We start from the raw sequence: 15,823 nt of genomic DNA on the forward strand, positions 1-15,823 counted from the left end.
ACAGGCCCGGCCATGATCCGCCATTGCGTCTTCTTCCGCTTCCGCCCCGAAGTCCCCCAGGATGAGCGCGATGCCATCTATGCCGGGCTCAATGCGCTGGTCGGCCGCCTCCCGGGCCTGCTGTCCGCCCAGTTCGGCCCCAATGCCTCGCCCGAAGGCCTGGGGCAGGGGTTTAATGACGGCTTCATCATAGATTTCGCCGATGCCGCAGCGCGTGATCATTACCTCGTCGATCCCGATCATGCGCAAGCCGGCGCCCGCCTCGTTGCCGCCCTCCAGGGCGGCCGTGACGGCCTTATCGTCTTTGATCTGGAGATGAACGGAGCCTAGACCGCTTCCTCGAGCCGGCACCAGCCCAGTGTGCCTTTTTGCACTTCCAGCGGCTGGAACTGCGCCTTGTAGGCCATCTTGGGCGAGTTCTTCACCCAATAGCCCAGATACACATAATCGAGCCCGGCGGCGCGCACCTGGGCGATATGATCAAGGATCAGGAAGGTCCCCATGCTGCGATGGGCGAAGTCCGGATCGTAAAAGCTGTAGACCATCGAGAGCCCATCGGGCATCACATCGGTCAGCGCCACTGCCACCAGCGGCATATCCGGGTGGTTGCGCAGCCGGTATTCCACCAGCACCGATTGCACGGGCGTGTCCTCGACCATGTATTCATAGTCGACAAAGCTCATCTGCGTCATCCCGCCGCCGGCATGGCGGGAATCGAGATAGCGCTTGAAGAGGTCGTATTGCTCGGAGGTCGCCGTGGTCGGGCGCACTTCGATCGCGAGGTCGTCATTGTTGCGCAGCACGCGGCGGAAGCGCTTGGACGGCTCGAAGGCATCGGCCACGATCCGCACCGATTGGCAGGCGCAGCAATTCTCACAGGCCGGGCGATAGATCAGGTTCTGGCTGCGCCGGAACCCGTTCTCGCTGAGCAGGTGATGCAGGCTCGCTGCCCGCCGCCCCGATAAATGGGTAAAGAGCTTGCGCTCCTGCTTGCCGGGCAAATAGGGGCACGGCATCGCTGCGGTCAAAAAGAGCTGGGTCGTTTCTGGTGTCTGGTCGGTCAACGCGGGACCTTTAGCTGCCAAGACGGGAACTGTAATCCGCTCCCGTCCGCCCTGCAATCGTTCAATATGCTTGGTTCATGCGCGCGCGCTGCATCCGCCAGTGCCGCTCCATGGGGGAGCGACGCAGCATCAGCGTGCCGGTCAACAAATCGTGGATCATCTGCCGACGCGGCGTGAACAGCGCAAACAGCAACGACACGGGCCAGGAGATCCAGACCGTGACCCAGAAAACCGCCGCATGCAGGATCGCCATGCCACCATTGAGCGGCTGCCCGCGCGCCGGCGTCAGCACCAGATCCATCATCTGCATGCCGACGGTCGCCCGCCGGGCCGAACCCAGGGTGACGGCATAATAAAGGATCACGGACAGCGGCACGACCAGCGCCAGGGCACCCCAGGCCAGCCCGAAGGTCAAAAACCCCGCGATCAGCCCGACAAAGCTCAGCACCAGCACGATAACGCCCATCAGCACCAGATCGACCAGATAAGCCGACACGCGCCGCGTCAGCAAACCCTGGAACAGTTCCGGGGCGGAAGCGGGATCAGGCAGGGCAGGGGCGGCAGAATAAGTTTGGCTCATGACCAACAAATTGTCATAGCCGCGCCTCTGTGCAAGACCCCCGGCGCAAGGAATGCGCAGACGGGACCCTAGTCCCCCAGCGCCCGCGCCACTTCCAGCGCATAATAGGTCAAAACGCCATTGGCGCCTGCGCGCTTGAAGCCATGGAGGCTCTCGAGGATCGCCGCGCCCCGGTCGATTGCGCCCGCCGCGGCGGCCATCTCGATCATCGCGTATTCCCCGCTCACCTGATAGGCATAGATGGGGATGTTGAAGCTGTCCTTGGCCCGCCTGATGATGTCGAGATAGGGCATGCCCGGCTTGACCATCACGCTATCGGCGCCTTCGGCGATATCCTGCTCGATTTCGCGCAGCGCCTCGTCCGAATTAGAATAATCCATCTGGTAGGTCAGCTTGTCGCCCTTGAGCCGGCTGCCCGAACCCACCGCTTCCCGGAACGGCCCGTAAAAGCACGAGGCATATTTGGCCGAATAAGCCATGATCTGAGTGTCGTCGAACCCTTCGGCATCGAGCACCTGCCGGATGGCGCCCACCCGGCCGTCCATCATGTCGGAGGGCGCGATGATGTCGGCGCCCGCCTGCACCTGCACCAGCGCCGAGCGGATCATCACCGATACGGTCTCGTCATTGAGTACGCGGCCGTCCTGCACCAGCCCGTCCTGCCCGTCGCTGGAATACTCGTCCAGCGCCACATCGGCGATGAGCCCGATCTCGGGCACCGCGCTTTTAATGGCGCTCAGTGCCTGGCACATCAGATTGCCCGAGTTATAGGCCTCTTCGGCCCCTTCGCTGCGCAGATGGTCGGGCGTATTGGGGAACAGCGCCAGCGCCGGAATGCCCGCATCGCGCGCTTCGCGCGCTGCCGCCACGCACAAATCCACGCTCAGCCGCTCCACACCCGGCATCGTCTCGATGCTCGAGCGCTCATTGCTGCCCTCGATCACGAACAGGGGCCAGATCAGGTCGGCGGGGGTAAGCATGGTCTCGCGCACCATTGCCCGGCTCCACGCCGATTGCCTTGTCCGGCGCAGCCGCCGCCCGTCAAGGAACCCCATATCGTGCTTCTGCCAATACTCGGCCATCACTAAAACTCCTTTGCGCCCATATCCATAGCAGCGCCCGCGCTCCCCCGAAAGACATTGCCTTGTCCAGTGCTTTGCAGAGGGTTAGAACTGCGCGCATGGAATTCAACGCCCGCTCCACCGCCCTTTATGTCCGCGTCATTGCCCTGGTGAGCCTGATGCTCGGCCTCAACGATGCGGCACGCCTCCTTGGCGTGCAGCTGGGGGCACAAAGCCCGATCGAAGCCTGGGGCGTCACTGGCTTTGTCTACCTCGCCATTTTCGCCGGCGCCCGGCTCTTTGCCGCAGTGGGCCTTTGGATCAAGGCGAGCTGGGGCGCGGTGCTCCTCGTCGGCGCCACCGGCGTCGAGCTCGTGCTCTACCTACTCGGCAACCCCGATGTCACCATGACCGCACCCGGCTTTGCCGTGCGCCTGTTCCTCGTCGCCGCCATCATCGTGCTCTTTGCGCTCAACTGGCGCCACCGCCGCGCCCAGGCCGCCGACTGACGCCCGCAACGCCCCCATCGGCATTGCCGCGCTCCTGCCACGCTGTTGCGAAACCATGGCACCAAGACCGCAATCAACTGGGGAGGTTTCCAGTGGATGACCTTTGGCAGATCGAGCGTAGCCTCTGGCTCGATGGCGTTGAGGCTTACCGGGCCCATATGGCCGGCCAGTGCCTGATGGCCTTCGGCCCGGTGGGGACCATGGCTAACGCGGCAATCCTTTCCAGTCTCGAGCACGCGCCGCGCTGGTCCAGCGTTGCCTTTGCCAGTCAAACCGCCATCCGACCTGGCGACGTTCTGGCTGTTTTGTCCTATGAAGCGCTGGCCGAGCGCGCCGGCGCCCCGCCTTACCGCGCTCTCTGCACCTCGACTTACCTTCGCCAGCCCCAGGGCTGGAAGATCGTGCAGCATCAGCAAACCCAGCTCTCCTGAGCCTGCCCAAAACTTTCACCCGATCTCCTGGAGTGTTCATGCAGCCCGCCGTTTTTGTCCTTGCCGCTGCTTTCCTGCTGCTGCCACTGCAGGCAACTCAGGCCAAGACCATCTGCACTGTTGTGGCCGATGCGGAGAGTGGCACCATCCTGCTGGAAGAGGGGGATTGCCGCACCCGCGTCACCCCGGCATCGACCTTCAAGCTAGCCTTGAGCGCGATGGGCTATGACGCCGGCGTTCTCTCCAATGCCACTACGCCTACCCTCCCGTTCCAGCCCGGCTACCCCGATTGGGGTGGGCCGGAGTGGCAGCAGCCCACCAACCCGCTGCGCTGGATGAAGCATTCCGTGGTCTGGTTCTCCCAGCAGATCGCCGCAAAGCTTGGCGTCGAGCGCCTGCAGGGCTACGCCCAGGATTTCGGCTACGGCAATGCCGACTTCGCCGGCGATCCCGGGCAGGACAATGCCCTTGAGCGCGCCTGGATCAGCTCGTCCCTCCAGATCGCCCCGGTCGAGCAGGTGGCGTTCTTGCGCCACCTCGTCAATGGCACTCTGCCGGTGGAGCGGCACGCAATCGACATGACCATGGCCATTGTCGAGAGTTGGCCGACCTCCGCTGGCTGGACGGTTTCTGGCAAGACCGGATCGGCCTATCCGCGCCGGGCTGATGGCTCGTTCGACCGCGCCAGGGGCTGGGGATGGTTCGTCGGCTGGGCCGAGCACAACACTCGGCGCCTGGTCTTCGCACGCCTCCTGCAGGACGAGGAGCGGCAGCGCAGTTCAGGGGGAATCCGGGCGCGCAACGACGTATTGGAGAACTGGGATGAACTTGTCGTGAGGCTTGCTCAGTAGAGCTCGCCGAGCCGACACATGAAGCCACTGCCACCCGACGTTTTCACGAGGTTTTCCTCCTTAACTCCCTCTTTAGGTTACAATTGTGTTGGTGGGTGTAACGAAGAATAAAGCCAAATTCTCGTTGTTTTCCCGTAAGATAGTTTTAAGCGTGTGGCTTAGGCGCATGTTAGCGGGGGACGCCATATTTTCCTCTCATGAGATGCGAAAAGTCGCACGGACAGCAACAGCGAGGCTCAAATGGTAGGCAAATCGAACGCCAGCGAGGCCATGGTACCCGAGCAGCCCAAGCGGCTGAAGCCACTCTATCTGGAAGCCGTTTCACGCGTTGAACGGCTGCATCGCCGCCTGCTCGACCTGATCAAGGACGAGTTTGACCGCATGGGTTGGGACGACATCAACCCGGTTCAGGCGCTGCTGATGTTCAACATCGGCGATGCGGAACTGACTGCAGGGGAGCTGCGCTCGCGGGGCTATTACCTGGGATCCAACGTTTCCTATAACCTCAAGAAACTCGTCGAAAGCGGCTATATCTTCCAGGAACGCTCGCGTTCGGACCGCCGCTCGGTGCGCATCAAGCTTTCACCTAAGGGTGAGGAAGTGGCCGAGGTGATCGACGAACTTTATGACCGTCATCTCAAATCCATCGACAAGGTCGGTGGTCTGGGGGATGACGAGTTTGACGGCCTCAACAAGGCCCTCGCGCGCCTCGAACGCTTCTGGGTCGATCAGATCCTCTACAAGCTCTAGGCTCGTCTTAGTAAAACTGTAGCAATGGTGCCACACACCAAGTGAAACGCTGGCCTCGGCCGGCGTTTACTTATTTGTGCCGCAAACTGGCGACACAGCGCTGGTTACGCGGTTGAAACCATTTCCCGCGTAATGATGGTTCCTGAATTCTAAAGCTCGCCCGTTCGGGTGACCCTGGCGGTGGGCTGCGGAACACGATGGTAAGACCCTCGCAACTCGCGACGGGCAAATTGGATGTGTTTAGATGCGGTTGAATCGACGTTCACTCCTCCGGTCCATGGCCGTTGCCGGAGCCAGCGCTGCCCTTCCTTCCGCCGTTTGGGCGCAGGACGGCAGCATCTTGGATCTGTTCTCGGGCAATCGGACCCTGCGCGAAATCGACTCCGACGGCAACACGGCCGCCGCCGAAGCCTTGATTGCGACCAATGAGCCGATCCTGTCCTTTGATACGGCCTATAATCTGCAGCTGGCGATTTCCCAGTATGAGCCCTTTGTCGCCGCCGGCGGCTGGGAAGAAGTCCCGCAGGAAGCCTATGGTCTGTCCAGCGGCAAGAAGGGCAAGCCGGCCATCGCGCTCAAGCGCCGCCTGATCTCGTCAGGCGATATGGCGCTGGTGGAAAATGTCGATGATGTAGTCGATGAAGTCACCGATCGCGGCATCCGCACCTTCCAGGCTCGCCACGGCCTCATCGTCAACGGCAAGATCGACGAGCCCACCTGGTACGCCCTCAACGTTCCCGCCCAGACCCGCCTCAACCAGCTCTACCTGAACTTCCAGCGGGTGCAGAACCTCGCGCCCAACCTGTCCGAGCGCTATGTTGTGGTCAACATCCCCGCCGCCACCATCGAGGCGGTTGCTGGCGGCATGGTCGAGCAGCGCCACGTCGCCGTGGTCGGCCGTGTCGATCGCGCCACCCCGATCATGGCCAGCAAGATCAGCCAGATCAACTTCAATCCCTATTGGCACGTGCCCAAGTCGCTGGTCCGCAAGGACCTGACCAAGTACATGCAGGAAAACCCCAACTACTTGGCCGAGCAGAACATCTTCATCTATGATGGCTCGGGCAACAAGATCGATCCCGCCACGATCAACTGGGCCAATATCAGCGATACCGAAGTCAACTACATGTATCGCCAGGAGCCAGGCGCCGCCAACTCCATGGGCCACTGCAAGATCAACTTCTACAACCCCTATGACTGCTACCTGCACGACACCCCCACCAAGGCCCTGTTCGGCGAAAATGCACGGTTCCACTCTTCGGGCTGCGTGCGCGTCGAAAGCGTGCATCAGCTGGTGAGCTGGCTGTTGCGGGACAATGGTGACTGGACCCAGGACCGGGTCAACGCCACCTTCGAGTCGCTGCAGCGTCTCGACGTCAAGTGCGAGGGTCAGGTGCCGATCCACACCACCTACATCACCGCCTGGGCCAACCGGCAGGGCACGGTCAGCTTCCGCGACGACGTTTACAACTTCGACGCGCAGGGCAAGACGACCTTCGAAGCCTAAGCGGCGCACTAATCGAGGCCCTCCTTCGGGAGGGCCTTTTTTGTATGGTCCACAATTGAGTGGAGGGCGGGAGTAGCATCCTCCCGGAGACAAGATGAACGACGTTCAGGTTCTGTTTGAATTCGTTCAGGTTGGCGCCCAGATGCGCGTCGCCGCCATCGACAGCGCCACTGGGACCGAGGTCGTGGTGATCACGCCGGCCGCCGCAACCCGCACCCAGATGCAGCAAGTGGCGCTCGCCAAACTTCGCCGGCGCCTCGCCGAAACGCCGGCACCCGCCGCAACACCACGTCTGTTCTAGTAAAAAGCCCGGGAAACCCGGGCTTTTTGGAGGAGCTAGCTGCTAGAGATTGCAGCGGTGACGATAGCCGTCATAGCCGAGGAACGTATCGGTGCGCGCATCATAGGAGCGATAGCGCGCATAACAGGCCCGCACATGGGCACTGTAGGACGGCCCGTAATCATAAACCGGGCCAATCAGGCGATCACCGCGGCGATTGTCGTTGGCGATGGCTCCGCCCACGATTGCGCCAAGGCCAAAGCCCAGCACACCGGCGGCAACTGCGCCACCGCCATTACCGCGCCAGCCGCGATGATGATGCCGACGCGGGCGCCAGTCGCCCCGATCATGCCAGTCGCGATCGTGCCAGCCGCGATCATGGCGGCTGAACAGGCCCTGCGCCTCGGCGGGGACCGATCCGGAAAAGGCCAGCAAGCCGGCCATAGCTACGGCGCCTACGGTATTGAAGATGGTTTTCATGATAAACTCCTGCCCCCACGTGGCCGGCCTATCCGGTCTCCAACTGCTAAAATGATCCAGCGGCACGCAAGTTGCGTCACATAAGCGAATAGCTAACGCGCCCTTGGATTGAGCCCGCGCTTTGTGCTACAGGCTGCGCCATACCACCCACCACAACCCAATATCTTGGATTCTGGAGTACGCCATGAGCGCTGCTGCCTCTCTTCCGCTCTTTCCTCGGTTCTTCTCCGCCGGTCTGGCAGAAACCGATCCTGAAATCGCGGGCGCTATCAGCAGCGAGCTGGGTCGGCAGCAGCACGAAATCGAGCTGATTGCTTCGGAAAACATCGTCTCGCGCGCTGTGCTTGAAGCCCAGGGCTCGATCATGACCAACAAATATGCCGAGGGCTATCCGGGCAAGCGCTACTATGGCGGCTGCCAATTTGTCGATATTGCCGAAAACCTCGCCATCGAGCGGGCCAAGCAGTTGTTTGGCGCCGGTTTCGCCAATGTGCAGCCCAATTCCGGCTCGCAGATGAACCAGGCCGTGTTCCTGGCGCTGCTGCAGCCCGGCGACACCTTTATGGGCCTCGACCTCAACTCGGGCGGGCACCTGACGCATGGTTCGCCCGTCAACATGAGCGGCAAGTGGTTCAATGTCGTGTCCTATGGCGTGCGCCCCGACGATCACCTCCTTGATATGGACGAAGTCGAGCGCCTGGCCCACGAGCACAAGCCCAAGCTGATCCTGGCCGGCGGCACGGCCTATTCCCGCTTCTGGGATTGGGCGCGCTTCCGCCAAATCGCCGACGCGGTTGGCGCTTACCTCATGGTCGATATGGCCCATATCGCCGGTCTCGTTGCCGGCGGTGTCCATCCCTCCCCAGTGCCGCATGCCCATGTGGTCACCACCACCACGCATAAATCGCTGCGTGGTCCGCGCGGCGGCATGATCCTGACCAACGACGCGGACATCGCCAAGAAGGTGAACTCCGCCGTGTTCCCGGGCCTGCAGGGAGGGCCCCTGATGCATGTGATCGCCGCCAAGGCTGTCGCCTTCAAGGAAGCGCTGCAGCCCGAGTTCCGCGCTTATGCGCAGCAAGTCGTCACCAATGCCCGTGCTTTGGCCGAAACGCTCAAGTCCCACGGGCTCGATGTTGTCTCGGGCGGCACTGACAACCACCTCATGCTGGTGGATCTGCGCAAAAAGAACGCCACGGGCAAGCGGGCAGAGCAGGGGCTTGGCCGCGCCTATATCACCTGCAACAAGAACGGCATCCCCTTCGATCCGGAAAAGCCGTTCGTGACCTCGGGCATTCGCCTCGGCACCCCTGCGGGCACCACCCGCGGCTTTGGCGTCGCTGAATTCCAGGAAATAGGCAATCTCATCGTTGAGGTTCTCGATGGTTTGCGTGAAGCCAATTCCGAAGAGGGCAATGCCATGGTCGAAGCCGCGGTGCGCGACAAGGTCGTCGCCCTCACCAACCGCTTCCCGATCTACCAGTAAGGCTTAGGCATGCGCTGTCCCTATTGCGGCGACGACGATACGCAGGTCAAGGACAGCCGCCCGACCGAAGATTCCGGCGCCATCCGGCGCCGGCGCATCTGCACCGGCTGCGGCGGCCGCTTCACCACTTTCGAACGCGTGCAACTGCGCGACCTAACCGTGGTCAAAAAGAGTGGCCGCAAGGTCCCCTTCGACCGCGAAAAGCTGGCCCGCTCCGTTTACACCGCCCTGCGCAAGCGCTCGGTGGATCCCGAGCGCATCGAGCGCATGATCTCGGGCATCGTGCGCCAGCTCGAATCGCTGGGTGACGTGGAAGTGACCTCCGACCAGATCGGCGAATATGTCATGGAAGGGCTCAAGGGGCTCGACGACGTGGCTTTTGTCCGCTTCGCCTCGGTCTACAAGAACTTCTCGGCTGCAGACGACTTCCGCTCCTTCCTGTCCGAATTGGCGCAGGCCAACAGCAGCCCGCCGCTGCCTGAAGACTGATCCCGTGTTTCACCCGGTCGCGCTTTTCCGACGCGCAATGAACCGGCCACCCCCCATTCGAGTTACCCCCTCATGGCTCAAGCCCCCAAACGCGACCCGCAAACCGACCGACCCGCCAATCAGCGTGGTGCTGCCCGGCTGGCAGCGGTGCAGGCGCTTTATCAGATGGATGTCGGGCACCAGAGCCTGGAAGACACCCTCGCGCAGTTCGGCGCCTTTCATCTCGGCCGCGAGATCGAGGGCGAGCAGTATCTGCCCGCGGACGCCGATTTTTTCCGCCAGATCGTAGTTGGCGTCGCCAAGCACCAGCTTGAGGTCGATCCTGCCGTTGATCGGGCGCTGGCCGAAGGCTGGCCCATGGAACGCGTCGATGCCACGCTGCGCGCCATCCTGCGCGCCGCCGCCTTTGAGCTGCTACGCCGCCGCGATATTCCGCCCCGCGTCGTCATCACCGAATATGTGGATGTGGCCAAGGCCTTCTACGAGGACGATGCCAGCGGGCTGGTCAATGCCACGCTTGATGCCATGGCGCGCGAACATGGCAACAACCTCAGCGAAACGCTCTAGCCAATAAAAAAGCCCCGGGAGACCGGGGCTTTTGTGTCACTGGGGCAGCCTTGCCTCAGAACGAATTGAGGATCGAATCCACAAACGAGCGATCCTCGCCAAACGACGGGGTACGGCGGCTCTCGATGGTCACCGTCTTGCCGTCGGCCAGCGAATACACCGCCTTGTCGACCACCTTGTTGTTCTTGTCGAAATACACCACCAGCACCGTGCGGGACTTGATGTTGGTCAGCCCGAAATTGGTCTGCTGCACCTTGGTTTCGACATAGTAGAAGGCCGACTGGTCGCCAAAGGTATTGGTGGTCTGGGGTGAGCCGAGCACCAGCGTCACCAGTTCCTTGCTTTGGCCGACGCGAATCTGCGCCAGCGCGCTTTCCGAAATTTCATAGCCCTGGGTCCGGTTTTTGACAAAGGCAGTGCTGCTACCGGTACAGCCGGCAAGTGCCACGGCAATCACAGCGGCGGCAGCAAACGGCATCATCGGTCCGAGGGCGAAACGCACAGGCATGAATTTGACTTTCCAGATGGCACTCGATTATAGCCGTCCCCACGAATTCGTGGTCTTTCCGGCCGCCGAAATGTGTACCTGCCAAGGCGCCAATCTGGCAAGGTGGCAATCACCCGTCCGCAGGTCCTGCTTCGTGTTTGACCGATCAAGACGCTGAGCGCAATCCATGATCCTCTCCCTGTTCCGCAAGAACCCTGCTGCCGAGCCCGTTTACGCCGTTTATAGCGCCATTGTGTCTCAATCCCGGCAGCCGCTGTTCTATCGCGACTGGGGCGTGCCCGATACCGTCACTGGGCGTTTCGACATGATCAGCCTGCATCTGGCCCTGTTGTTCCGCCGCCTGCGCTCGGAAGATGCGCGCACCAAAGAATTCAGCCAGGCCGTGTTTGACCTGTTCTTCAAGGACATGGACCGCTCCCTGCGTGAAATGGGCGTCGGCGACATGGCAGTGCCCAAGAAAATTCAGAAAATGGGCAATATCTTCTTTGGTTTGCTCGCTGCCCTTAATGTTGCCATCGACAGCAATGATCGTGCAGCTCTCGAATCGGTGCTGACGCGCAATGTGCTCGATGGCGCCGAGCCGGCCCAGGTCGCGGCGCTCGCCGATTATGTGCTGGCGCTCGATGCGGCCTTGGCGCGCCAGTCGAGCCAGGCGATCACCACTGGCACCCTTTCCTTTGAGGTAGCGGCATGAAGCACACTGATGCACCCATTATCGACGCAGTGATCCGGGTGGATCGGTTGCCTGCAACGGGCCGCGAGATCGAGGTTCACCCCCAAGCCGCAGCACTCGCTGCGCTGGCCGAGCAACTCAAGCTATCTGCCGTGGAGCAATTCGGCGCCAAACTGGTGGCGACCCCACTGCGCGGCGGCATCCGGGTGCTCGGTCGGCTGACCGCGCGCATCGTGCAGCCTTCCGTCGTGACCTTTGAGCCAGTGGTGCAGGAGATCGACGAGCCGGTGGACCGCGTCTTCCTGCCCGAGCCCGATCAGGCCCACAAGGCTACGCCCGGCTCGGAACTGTTCATCGACCTCGAGGATGATGATTTTCCCGATCACATCGACGGGCCCGAGGTTGACCTCAGCGCCTTGCTGATCGAGACGCTGGCCCTGGCCATCGATCCCTATCCGCGCTTGCCCGGCGAAAGCCTCGACGCCTTGGGTATTGTGGCGCCTCCCGAAGATCAGGGGCCGTTCGCGAGCCTGCGCCAGCTCAAGACTGGCGACGATAAATAAGAACTTGCCCTCTTGGCCGGGCTTGCGCCGACCCCATGGTGGGGTATGGTGCCGCCGAGCCTTCCGGGGACCAACCATAGGCCGAAATGACTGACACGATAACCATCTCAGTGGACGCAATGGGTGGCGACAACGCCCCCCGAGCCGTGATCCACGGTGCGCTTTTGGCCTGGCGCGAGCACCCCGATAGCCGCTTCATCTTCCATGGCCGCCAGGAACAGATCAGCCCCTTGCTCGATGAGTTCTCCGAGCTAAAGCCGGTCAGCACCGTCAATCACTGCGAAGCGGTGATCGCCATGGATGAAAAGCCGAGCCAGGCCCTGCGCAAGGGCAAGGGCACGTCGTCCATGTGGATGGCTATCCAGGCGGTCAAGGATGGCCAGGCCGATGTGGCAATCTCGGGCGGCAACACCGGCGCCCTGATGGCCATGGCAACTTTTTGCCTCCGGCCCATGGAAGGCATTGCGCGCCCCGGCATTGCGGCGATCTGGCCAACGCTGCGCACCGACATCATCGTGCTCGATATGGGCGCCACCATTGGCGCCGATGCGCGCCAACTGGTGGATTACGCCATTCTGGGCTCGGCGCTCGCTCGGGCGCTATTCAACCATGAATCCCCCACCATCGGGCTGCTCAATGTGGGCACCGAGGAAGTGAAGGGCCTCGATTCCATCAAGGAGGCCGGCCGCATCCTCGCCGATGCCAGCGGCGCCGGTTTCACCTATCATGGCTTTGTCGAAGGCGATGATATCGGCAAGGGCACGGTTGATGTGGTGGTCACCGAAGGCTTTGTTGGCAATATCGCCCTCAAGACCGCCGAAGGCACCGCCCGCCAGGTTGGCAAATACCTCTCCAACGCCCTCAAGGCCAATCTGATGAGCCGAATCGGCGCGCTCTTTGCCATGTCGGCCCTCAAGCAGCTACGCCATAGGATGGATCCTCGCACCGTCAATGGCGGCGTGTTCCTGGGCCTCAATGGCGTTGTCATCAAGTCCCATGGCGGCACCGATGAAATCGGCTACAAGAGTGCCCTGGGCCTTGCCTATGAAATGGGGCGTAACCGCCTGATCGATAAGATCGGCGACAGCATGAAGCGTTTCCCCGTCAGTGCCGTTGCCGAAACTCCACCTCCACCATCCGAGGCGAACCCGGCGTGACCAAGACTCGTTCTATTATTCGCGGCGTGGGCGCCTATCTGCCCGAAAAAATCCTGACCAATGCCGAACTGGCCAAGATGGTGGATACCTCCGACGAGTGGATCCAGCAGCGGGTCGGCATCAAGGAGCGCCACATCGCCGCCGAAGGCCAGTTCACCTCCGATCTGGCCGTTGCTGCCGCCCAGCAGGCGCTCGATGCCGCCGGCATGACGCCCCACGACATCGACCTCATCATCGTCGCGACCACCACGCCCGATTACACCTTTCCGGCCGCGGCGACCTTGGTGCAGATGAAGCTGGGCATGCATCACGGCATGGCCTTTGACCTGCAGGCGGTCTGCTCGGGCTTTGTGTATGCGGTCGCCACTGCCGACAGCTACCTGCAGAACGGCCTTGCCAGCCGCGCCCTCGTGATTGGTGCCGAAACCTTTTCGCGCCTGCTGGACTGGACCGATCGCGGCACCTGCGTCCTGTTCGGCGACGGCGCCGGTGCGGTGATCATGGAGCGGGTGGAGATCGCTGATGGCGCGCCCGATCGCGGCGTTCTTGCTTCCGCCCTGCGCTCCGATGGCCACCATTGGGACAAGCTCTATGTGGATGGCGGCCCATCCTCCACCAAGGGCGTCGGCCATGTGCGCATGCAGGGGCCCGAAGTGTTCCGCCATGCCGTCGGCAAGATTACCGATGTGGTCTACGACACGCTCGACAAGGCCGGCTACACCGTGGACGACCTCGACTGGTTCGTGCCCCACCAGGCCAACCGCCGCATCATCGATGGGGCAGGGGCCAAGCTCGGCTTGCCCCCCGAAAAGGTGGTGATCACCGTTGATCGCCACGCCAACACATCGGCCGCCTCAGTTCCCCTCGCGCTCAGCGTTGCGGTGGCCGATGGCCGCATCAAAGAGGGTGACCTCGTGATGCTCGAAGCCATGGGCGGTGGCTTCACCTGGGGTGCTTCGCTTATTCGCTGGTAAGCCTTTTTGGCTGCATTGACCTGAGGTGTTTCAAGGCGTTAGTGTTAACGGCGGGCCGGAGGAGCCCGGTGCGGCAATCGCTGGAAGCATGTGAACTGAGCGGGTGGCAACACTGTTCTGTGGCCGCTGCCCGGGCGAAACGCGCTGGGTGCTGCCGCCACAAGCAGGCAAGCAATCGGCCTGTTTGCATGGGCCGGCCCTGACGTCCAAACGGGGGTGCGAATGACTCAGAAGACAGTAACGCGGGCTGACTTGGCGGAGGCCGTTTATGGCTCGGTAGGTCTGTCCCGAACCGAATCGGCGGAATTGGTCGAGCGCGTGCTCGATCTGATCTCGGAGGCGCTGATTTCGGGCTCCAATGTGAAGCTCTCCTCGTTCGGCTCCTTCCAGGTACGCTCCAAGAACGAGCGGATCGGGCGCAATCCCAAGACTGGTGAGGAAGTACCCATCCTGCCGCGGCAGGTTCTTGTGTTCAAACCCAGCAACGTATTGAAATCCAAGATCAACAAATCTATGGTCACCGCTGAAAAGTAAGGCGTTTTTGCCAAGGGGTGTGTGTTGGACAAGTCTCCCGACGCCTTCCGGACCATTTCCGAGGCTGCTGAAGAACTCGACCTGCCCCAGCACGTGCTGCGGTTTTGGGAGACGCGCTTCTCCACGATCAAGCCTCTCAAACGCGGTGGCGGGCGCCGCTATTATCGGCCCGAAGACGTGCTGCTGCTGCGCGGCATCCGTCATCTGCTCTATGATCAGGGCTTTACCATCAAGGGCGTCCAGCGCATTCTCAAGGATCAGGGTAGTCGCTATGTCATCGCTGTGGGCGAGGGCAAGCCGGTGGAAGACATCTTGCCCATGATCGAAATGGCCGAAGAAGCCGGCGACGAAGCCGAGATCGAAGAGGCGGTGATGACCGCCAGCCCCGCGCTGGATAAGGAGGCGCGCAACAAGCTCTCCGACGTGTTGCGCGAACTCCTGGAATGCAAGCGCCTGCTCGAGCGGGCGCGCGAAACCTGATCTAGCCGAACACCACCGTCTTGTGCCCGTTCAGCATCACCCGGTTTTCGAGGTGCAGCTTGACGGCCCGCGCCAGCACCCGGCTCTCGATATCGCGGCCAGCTGCCAGCATATCCTCAGGGCTCATCGAATGGGTCACCCGAGCGGTTTCCTGCTCGATGATCGGGCCTTCATCGAGGTCCGGCGTCACATAATGCGCCGTGGCGCCGATCAGCTTGACCCCGCGCTCATGGGCCTGGTGATAGGGTTTGGCGCCCTTGAAGCTGGGCAGGAACGAGTGGTGGATATTGATGATCTTACCAAAGAGCCGCGTCGACAGCGTATCGGACAGCACCTGCATATAGCGCGCCAGGACCACAAGGTCGGCGCCGCTTTCCTGCACCAGCGCCAGCACCTTGGCTTCCTGCTCGGCCTTGTTGCCTGCATTCACCGGCCACAGATGGAACGGAATGCCCTCGTTCTCGGCAATGCGCTGCCCCTCGGGATGGTTGGACACGATAGCGACCACCTCGGCATCGAGCCACCCAACGCGAATCTGGTAGAGCAGGTGCAACAAGGCATGGTCGAACTTCGAGACCATGATCACGATCTTGGGCCGGCGCGACAGCGGCACCAGCGTGGTCTTCATCCCGAACCGCTCAATCGGAGCGCGCAGCGCCCGCTCCAGCGCATCGCGATCGACGCCCTCGGGCGCAGCAAAGGCCAGCCGCATAAAGAAGGTGCCGGTCTGCCGGTCCCAGAACTGGTTGCTTTCGGCGATATTGGCACCCAGCGCCGCCAATTCGGTGGTCACCGCGGCGACAATGCCCGGCTTGTCCACGCAGCTTAGCGTCAGCACATATCCAGCTTGTTGCTCGCTTGTCGGCGCCATTGATTCCC

At 62.0% G+C, this 15,823-nt stretch carries 22 protein-coding genes; 16 read left to right on the plus strand and 6 right to left on the minus strand.

All coding sequences use genetic code 11. The annotated features are described in order from the left end of the window. Nucleotides 1-12 precede the first annotated feature (12 nt). A complete protein-coding gene (locus ELX51_RS05125) occupies nucleotides 13-330 on the plus strand; it encodes a Dabb family protein (protein ID WP_127752514.1) in 318 nt (105 codons plus the stop codon). Here ELX51_RS05125 and ELX51_RS05130 read toward each other — a convergent pair. From ELX51_RS05130 to hemB, 3 genes are all read right to left on the minus strand, one after another. Beyond that, a complete protein-coding gene (locus ELX51_RS05130; protein ID WP_127752515.1) occupies nucleotides 327-1,064 on the minus strand; it encodes an arginyltransferase in 738 nt (245 codons plus the stop codon). The genes ELX51_RS05125 and ELX51_RS05130 overlap by 4 nt on opposite strands. Nucleotides 1,065-1,125: 61 nt before the next feature. Continuing rightward, nucleotides 1,126-1,644, minus strand: coding sequence for an RDD family protein (locus ELX51_RS05135; RefSeq protein WP_127752516.1), 519 nt, complete (start codon nucleotides 1,642-1,644; stop codon nucleotides 1,126-1,128). Nucleotides 1,645-1,712: 68 nt separating this feature from the next. Beyond that, nucleotides 1,713-2,726: a porphobilinogen synthase gene (gene hemB, locus ELX51_RS05140; protein WP_206524700.1), complete on the minus strand. Its 1,014-nt coding sequence runs from the start codon at nucleotides 2,724-2,726 to the stop codon at nucleotides 1,713-1,715. Nucleotides 2,727-2,824: 98 nt separating this feature from the next. Here hemB and ELX51_RS05145 point away from each other — a divergent pair, with 98 nt between their 5' ends. The 6 genes from ELX51_RS05145 (at nucleotide 2,825) to ELX51_RS05170 (ending at nucleotide 7,054) form a co-directional block, all read left to right on the plus strand. Then, nucleotides 2,825-3,214, plus strand: a complete 390-nt coding sequence (locus tag ELX51_RS05145) for a DUF6163 family protein (protein ID WP_127752517.1) — start codon at nucleotides 2,825-2,827, stop codon at nucleotides 3,212-3,214. A 92-nt stretch (nucleotides 3,215-3,306) separates the two neighbouring features. Beyond that, complete coding sequence (locus ELX51_RS05150; RefSeq protein WP_127752518.1) at nucleotides 3,307-3,645, plus strand: DUF4440 domain-containing protein; 339 nt, start codon at nucleotides 3,307-3,309, stop codon at nucleotides 3,643-3,645. 38 nt (nucleotides 3,646-3,683) lie between these two features. After that, on the plus strand, nucleotides 3,684-4,496 hold the full coding sequence (gene blaOXA, locus ELX51_RS05155; RefSeq protein WP_127752519.1) for a class D beta-lactamase: 813 nt from the start codon (nucleotides 3,684-3,686) through the stop codon (nucleotides 4,494-4,496). Between the two features lie 240 nt (nucleotides 4,497-4,736). Beyond that, nucleotides 4,737-5,246 carry a MarR family winged helix-turn-helix transcriptional regulator gene (locus ELX51_RS05160; protein ID WP_127752520.1) on the plus strand — a complete coding sequence of 170 codons (510 nt, stop codon included), beginning with the start codon at nucleotides 4,737-4,739 and terminating at the stop codon, nucleotides 5,244-5,246. Nucleotides 5,247-5,586: 340 nt separating this feature from the next. Then, a complete protein-coding gene (locus ELX51_RS05165) occupies nucleotides 5,587-6,753 on the plus strand; it encodes a L,D-transpeptidase family protein (RefSeq protein ID WP_164854766.1) in 1,167 nt (388 codons plus the stop codon). 94 nt (nucleotides 6,754-6,847) lie between these two features. Next, nucleotides 6,848-7,054 (plus strand): serine hydroxymethyltransferase, encoded by a 207-nt coding sequence (locus ELX51_RS05170; RefSeq protein WP_127752522.1) that lies wholly within the window; start codon nucleotides 6,848-6,850, stop codon nucleotides 7,052-7,054. Nucleotides 7,055-7,096: 42 nt separating this feature from the next. On the opposite strand, the gene ELX51_RS05175 is transcribed toward ELX51_RS05170, so the two are convergent. Then, nucleotides 7,097-7,513 (minus strand): BA14K family protein, encoded by a 417-nt coding sequence (locus ELX51_RS05175; RefSeq protein ID WP_127752523.1) that lies wholly within the window; start codon nucleotides 7,511-7,513, stop codon nucleotides 7,097-7,099. A 184-nt stretch (nucleotides 7,514-7,697) separates the two neighbouring features. Here ELX51_RS05175 and glyA point away from each other — a divergent pair, with 184 nt between their 5' ends. The 3 genes from glyA to nusB all read left to right on the plus strand — a co-directional run bounded on the left by glyA (nucleotide 7,698) and on the right by nusB (nucleotide 10,055). After that, nucleotides 7,698-8,999 (plus strand): serine hydroxymethyltransferase, encoded by a 1,302-nt coding sequence (gene glyA, locus ELX51_RS05180; RefSeq protein ID WP_127752524.1) that lies wholly within the window; start codon nucleotides 7,698-7,700, stop codon nucleotides 8,997-8,999. Between the two features lie 9 nt (nucleotides 9,000-9,008). Then, nucleotides 9,009-9,488: a transcriptional regulator NrdR gene (gene nrdR, locus ELX51_RS05185; protein WP_127752525.1), complete on the plus strand. Its 480-nt coding sequence runs from the start codon at nucleotides 9,009-9,011 to the stop codon at nucleotides 9,486-9,488. Nucleotides 9,489-9,560: 72 nt separating this feature from the next. Then, entirely contained in the window at nucleotides 9,561-10,055 is a 495-nt protein-coding gene (nusB, locus tag ELX51_RS05190) for a transcription antitermination factor NusB (RefSeq protein WP_127752526.1), read from the plus strand. 55 nt (nucleotides 10,056-10,110) lie between these two features. Here the strand turns inward: nusB and bamE are convergent, their stop codons facing one another. Continuing rightward, complete coding sequence (gene bamE / locus ELX51_RS05195) at nucleotides 10,111-10,563, minus strand: outer membrane protein assembly factor BamE (RefSeq protein ID WP_127752527.1); 453 nt, start codon at nucleotides 10,561-10,563, stop codon at nucleotides 10,111-10,113. A 166-nt stretch (nucleotides 10,564-10,729) separates the two neighbouring features. Here bamE and ELX51_RS05200 point away from each other — a divergent pair, with 166 nt between their 5' ends. From ELX51_RS05200 to ELX51_RS05225, 6 genes are all read left to right on the plus strand, one after another. Further along, complete coding sequence (locus ELX51_RS05200; RefSeq protein ID WP_127752528.1) at nucleotides 10,730-11,257, plus strand: ubiquinol-cytochrome C chaperone family protein; 528 nt, start codon at nucleotides 10,730-10,732, stop codon at nucleotides 11,255-11,257. Next, the gene (locus ELX51_RS05205) at nucleotides 11,254-11,799 is read left to right on the plus strand and encodes a DUF177 domain-containing protein (RefSeq protein WP_127752529.1); all 546 of its coding nucleotides are present in this window, start codon (nucleotides 11,254-11,256) and stop codon (nucleotides 11,797-11,799) included. Before ELX51_RS05200 ends, ELX51_RS05205 begins: the two co-directional genes overlap by 4 nt. An 86-nt stretch (nucleotides 11,800-11,885) precedes the next feature. After that, nucleotides 11,886-12,956, plus strand: a complete 1,071-nt coding sequence (plsX, locus tag ELX51_RS05210; RefSeq protein ID WP_127752530.1) for a phosphate acyltransferase PlsX — start codon at nucleotides 11,886-11,888, stop codon at nucleotides 12,954-12,956. Beyond that, nucleotides 12,953-13,930: a beta-ketoacyl-ACP synthase III gene (locus ELX51_RS05215; RefSeq protein ID WP_127752531.1), complete on the plus strand. Its 978-nt coding sequence runs from the start codon at nucleotides 12,953-12,955 to the stop codon at nucleotides 13,928-13,930. Before plsX ends, ELX51_RS05215 begins: the two co-directional genes overlap by 4 nt. Nucleotides 13,931-14,152: 222 nt before the next feature. Further along, nucleotides 14,153-14,464, plus strand: a complete 312-nt coding sequence (locus tag ELX51_RS05220; RefSeq protein WP_127752532.1) for an integration host factor subunit alpha — start codon at nucleotides 14,153-14,155, stop codon at nucleotides 14,462-14,464. 24 nt (nucleotides 14,465-14,488) lie between these two features. Continuing rightward, a complete protein-coding gene (locus ELX51_RS05225) occupies nucleotides 14,489-14,944 on the plus strand; it encodes a MerR family transcriptional regulator (RefSeq protein ID WP_127752533.1) in 456 nt (151 codons plus the stop codon). Nucleotide 14,945: 1 nt separating this feature from the next. Here the strand turns inward: ELX51_RS05225 and purU are convergent, their stop codons facing one another. After that, nucleotides 14,946-15,815 (minus strand): formyltetrahydrofolate deformylase, encoded by an 870-nt coding sequence (gene purU / locus ELX51_RS05230; RefSeq protein ID WP_127752534.1) that lies wholly within the window; start codon nucleotides 15,813-15,815, stop codon nucleotides 14,946-14,948. Between the last annotated feature and the right edge of the window lie 8 nt (nucleotides 15,816-15,823).

Source organism: Devosia sp. 1566 (assembly GCF_004005995.1).
Classification (GTDB): domain Bacteria; phylum Pseudomonadota; class Alphaproteobacteria; order Rhizobiales; family Devosiaceae; genus Devosia.

Coding starts and splice junctions, on each gene's coding strand:
- purU (WP_127752534.1), bottom strand. CDS start 15,815: ATGGCGCCGACAAGCGAGCAACAAGCTGGATATGTGCTGACGCTAAGC.
- ELX51_RS05135 (WP_127752516.1), bottom strand. CDS start 1,644: ATGAGCCAAACTTATTCTGCCGCCCCTGCCCTGCCTGATCCCGCTTCC.
- nusB (WP_127752526.1), top strand. CDS start 9,561: ATGGCTCAAGCCCCCAAACGCGACCCGCAAACCGACCGACCCGCCAAT.
- ELX51_RS05220 (WP_127752532.1), top strand. CDS start 14,153: ATGACTCAGAAGACAGTAACGCGGGCTGACTTGGCGGAGGCCGTTTAT.
- glyA (WP_127752524.1), top strand. CDS start 7,698: ATGAGCGCTGCTGCCTCTCTTCCGCTCTTTCCTCGGTTCTTCTCCGCC.
- bamE (WP_127752527.1), bottom strand. CDS start 10,563: ATGCCTGTGCGTTTCGCCCTCGGACCGATGATGCCGTTTGCTGCCGCC.
- ELX51_RS05160 (WP_127752520.1), top strand. CDS start 4,737: ATGGTAGGCAAATCGAACGCCAGCGAGGCCATGGTACCCGAGCAGCCC.
- ELX51_RS05170 (WP_127752522.1), top strand. CDS start 6,848: ATGAACGACGTTCAGGTTCTGTTTGAATTCGTTCAGGTTGGCGCCCAG.
- ELX51_RS05200 (WP_127752528.1), top strand. CDS start 10,730: ATGATCCTCTCCCTGTTCCGCAAGAACCCTGCTGCCGAGCCCGTTTAC.
- ELX51_RS05205 (WP_127752529.1), top strand. CDS start 11,254: ATGAAGCACACTGATGCACCCATTATCGACGCAGTGATCCGGGTGGAT.
- plsX (WP_127752530.1), top strand. CDS start 11,886: ATGACTGACACGATAACCATCTCAGTGGACGCAATGGGTGGCGACAAC.
- blaOXA (WP_127752519.1), top strand. CDS start 3,684: ATGCAGCCCGCCGTTTTTGTCCTTGCCGCTGCTTTCCTGCTGCTGCCA.
- nrdR (WP_127752525.1), top strand. CDS start 9,009: ATGCGCTGTCCCTATTGCGGCGACGACGATACGCAGGTCAAGGACAGC.
- ELX51_RS05175 (WP_127752523.1), bottom strand. CDS start 7,513: ATGAAAACCATCTTCAATACCGTAGGCGCCGTAGCTATGGCCGGCTTG.
- hemB (WP_206524700.1), bottom strand. CDS start 2,726: ATGGCCGAGTATTGGCAGAAGCACGATATGGGGTTCCTTGACGGGCGG.
- ELX51_RS05125 (WP_127752514.1), top strand. CDS start 13: ATGATCCGCCATTGCGTCTTCTTCCGCTTCCGCCCCGAAGTCCCCCAG.
- ELX51_RS05145 (WP_127752517.1), top strand. CDS start 2,825: ATGGAATTCAACGCCCGCTCCACCGCCCTTTATGTCCGCGTCATTGCC.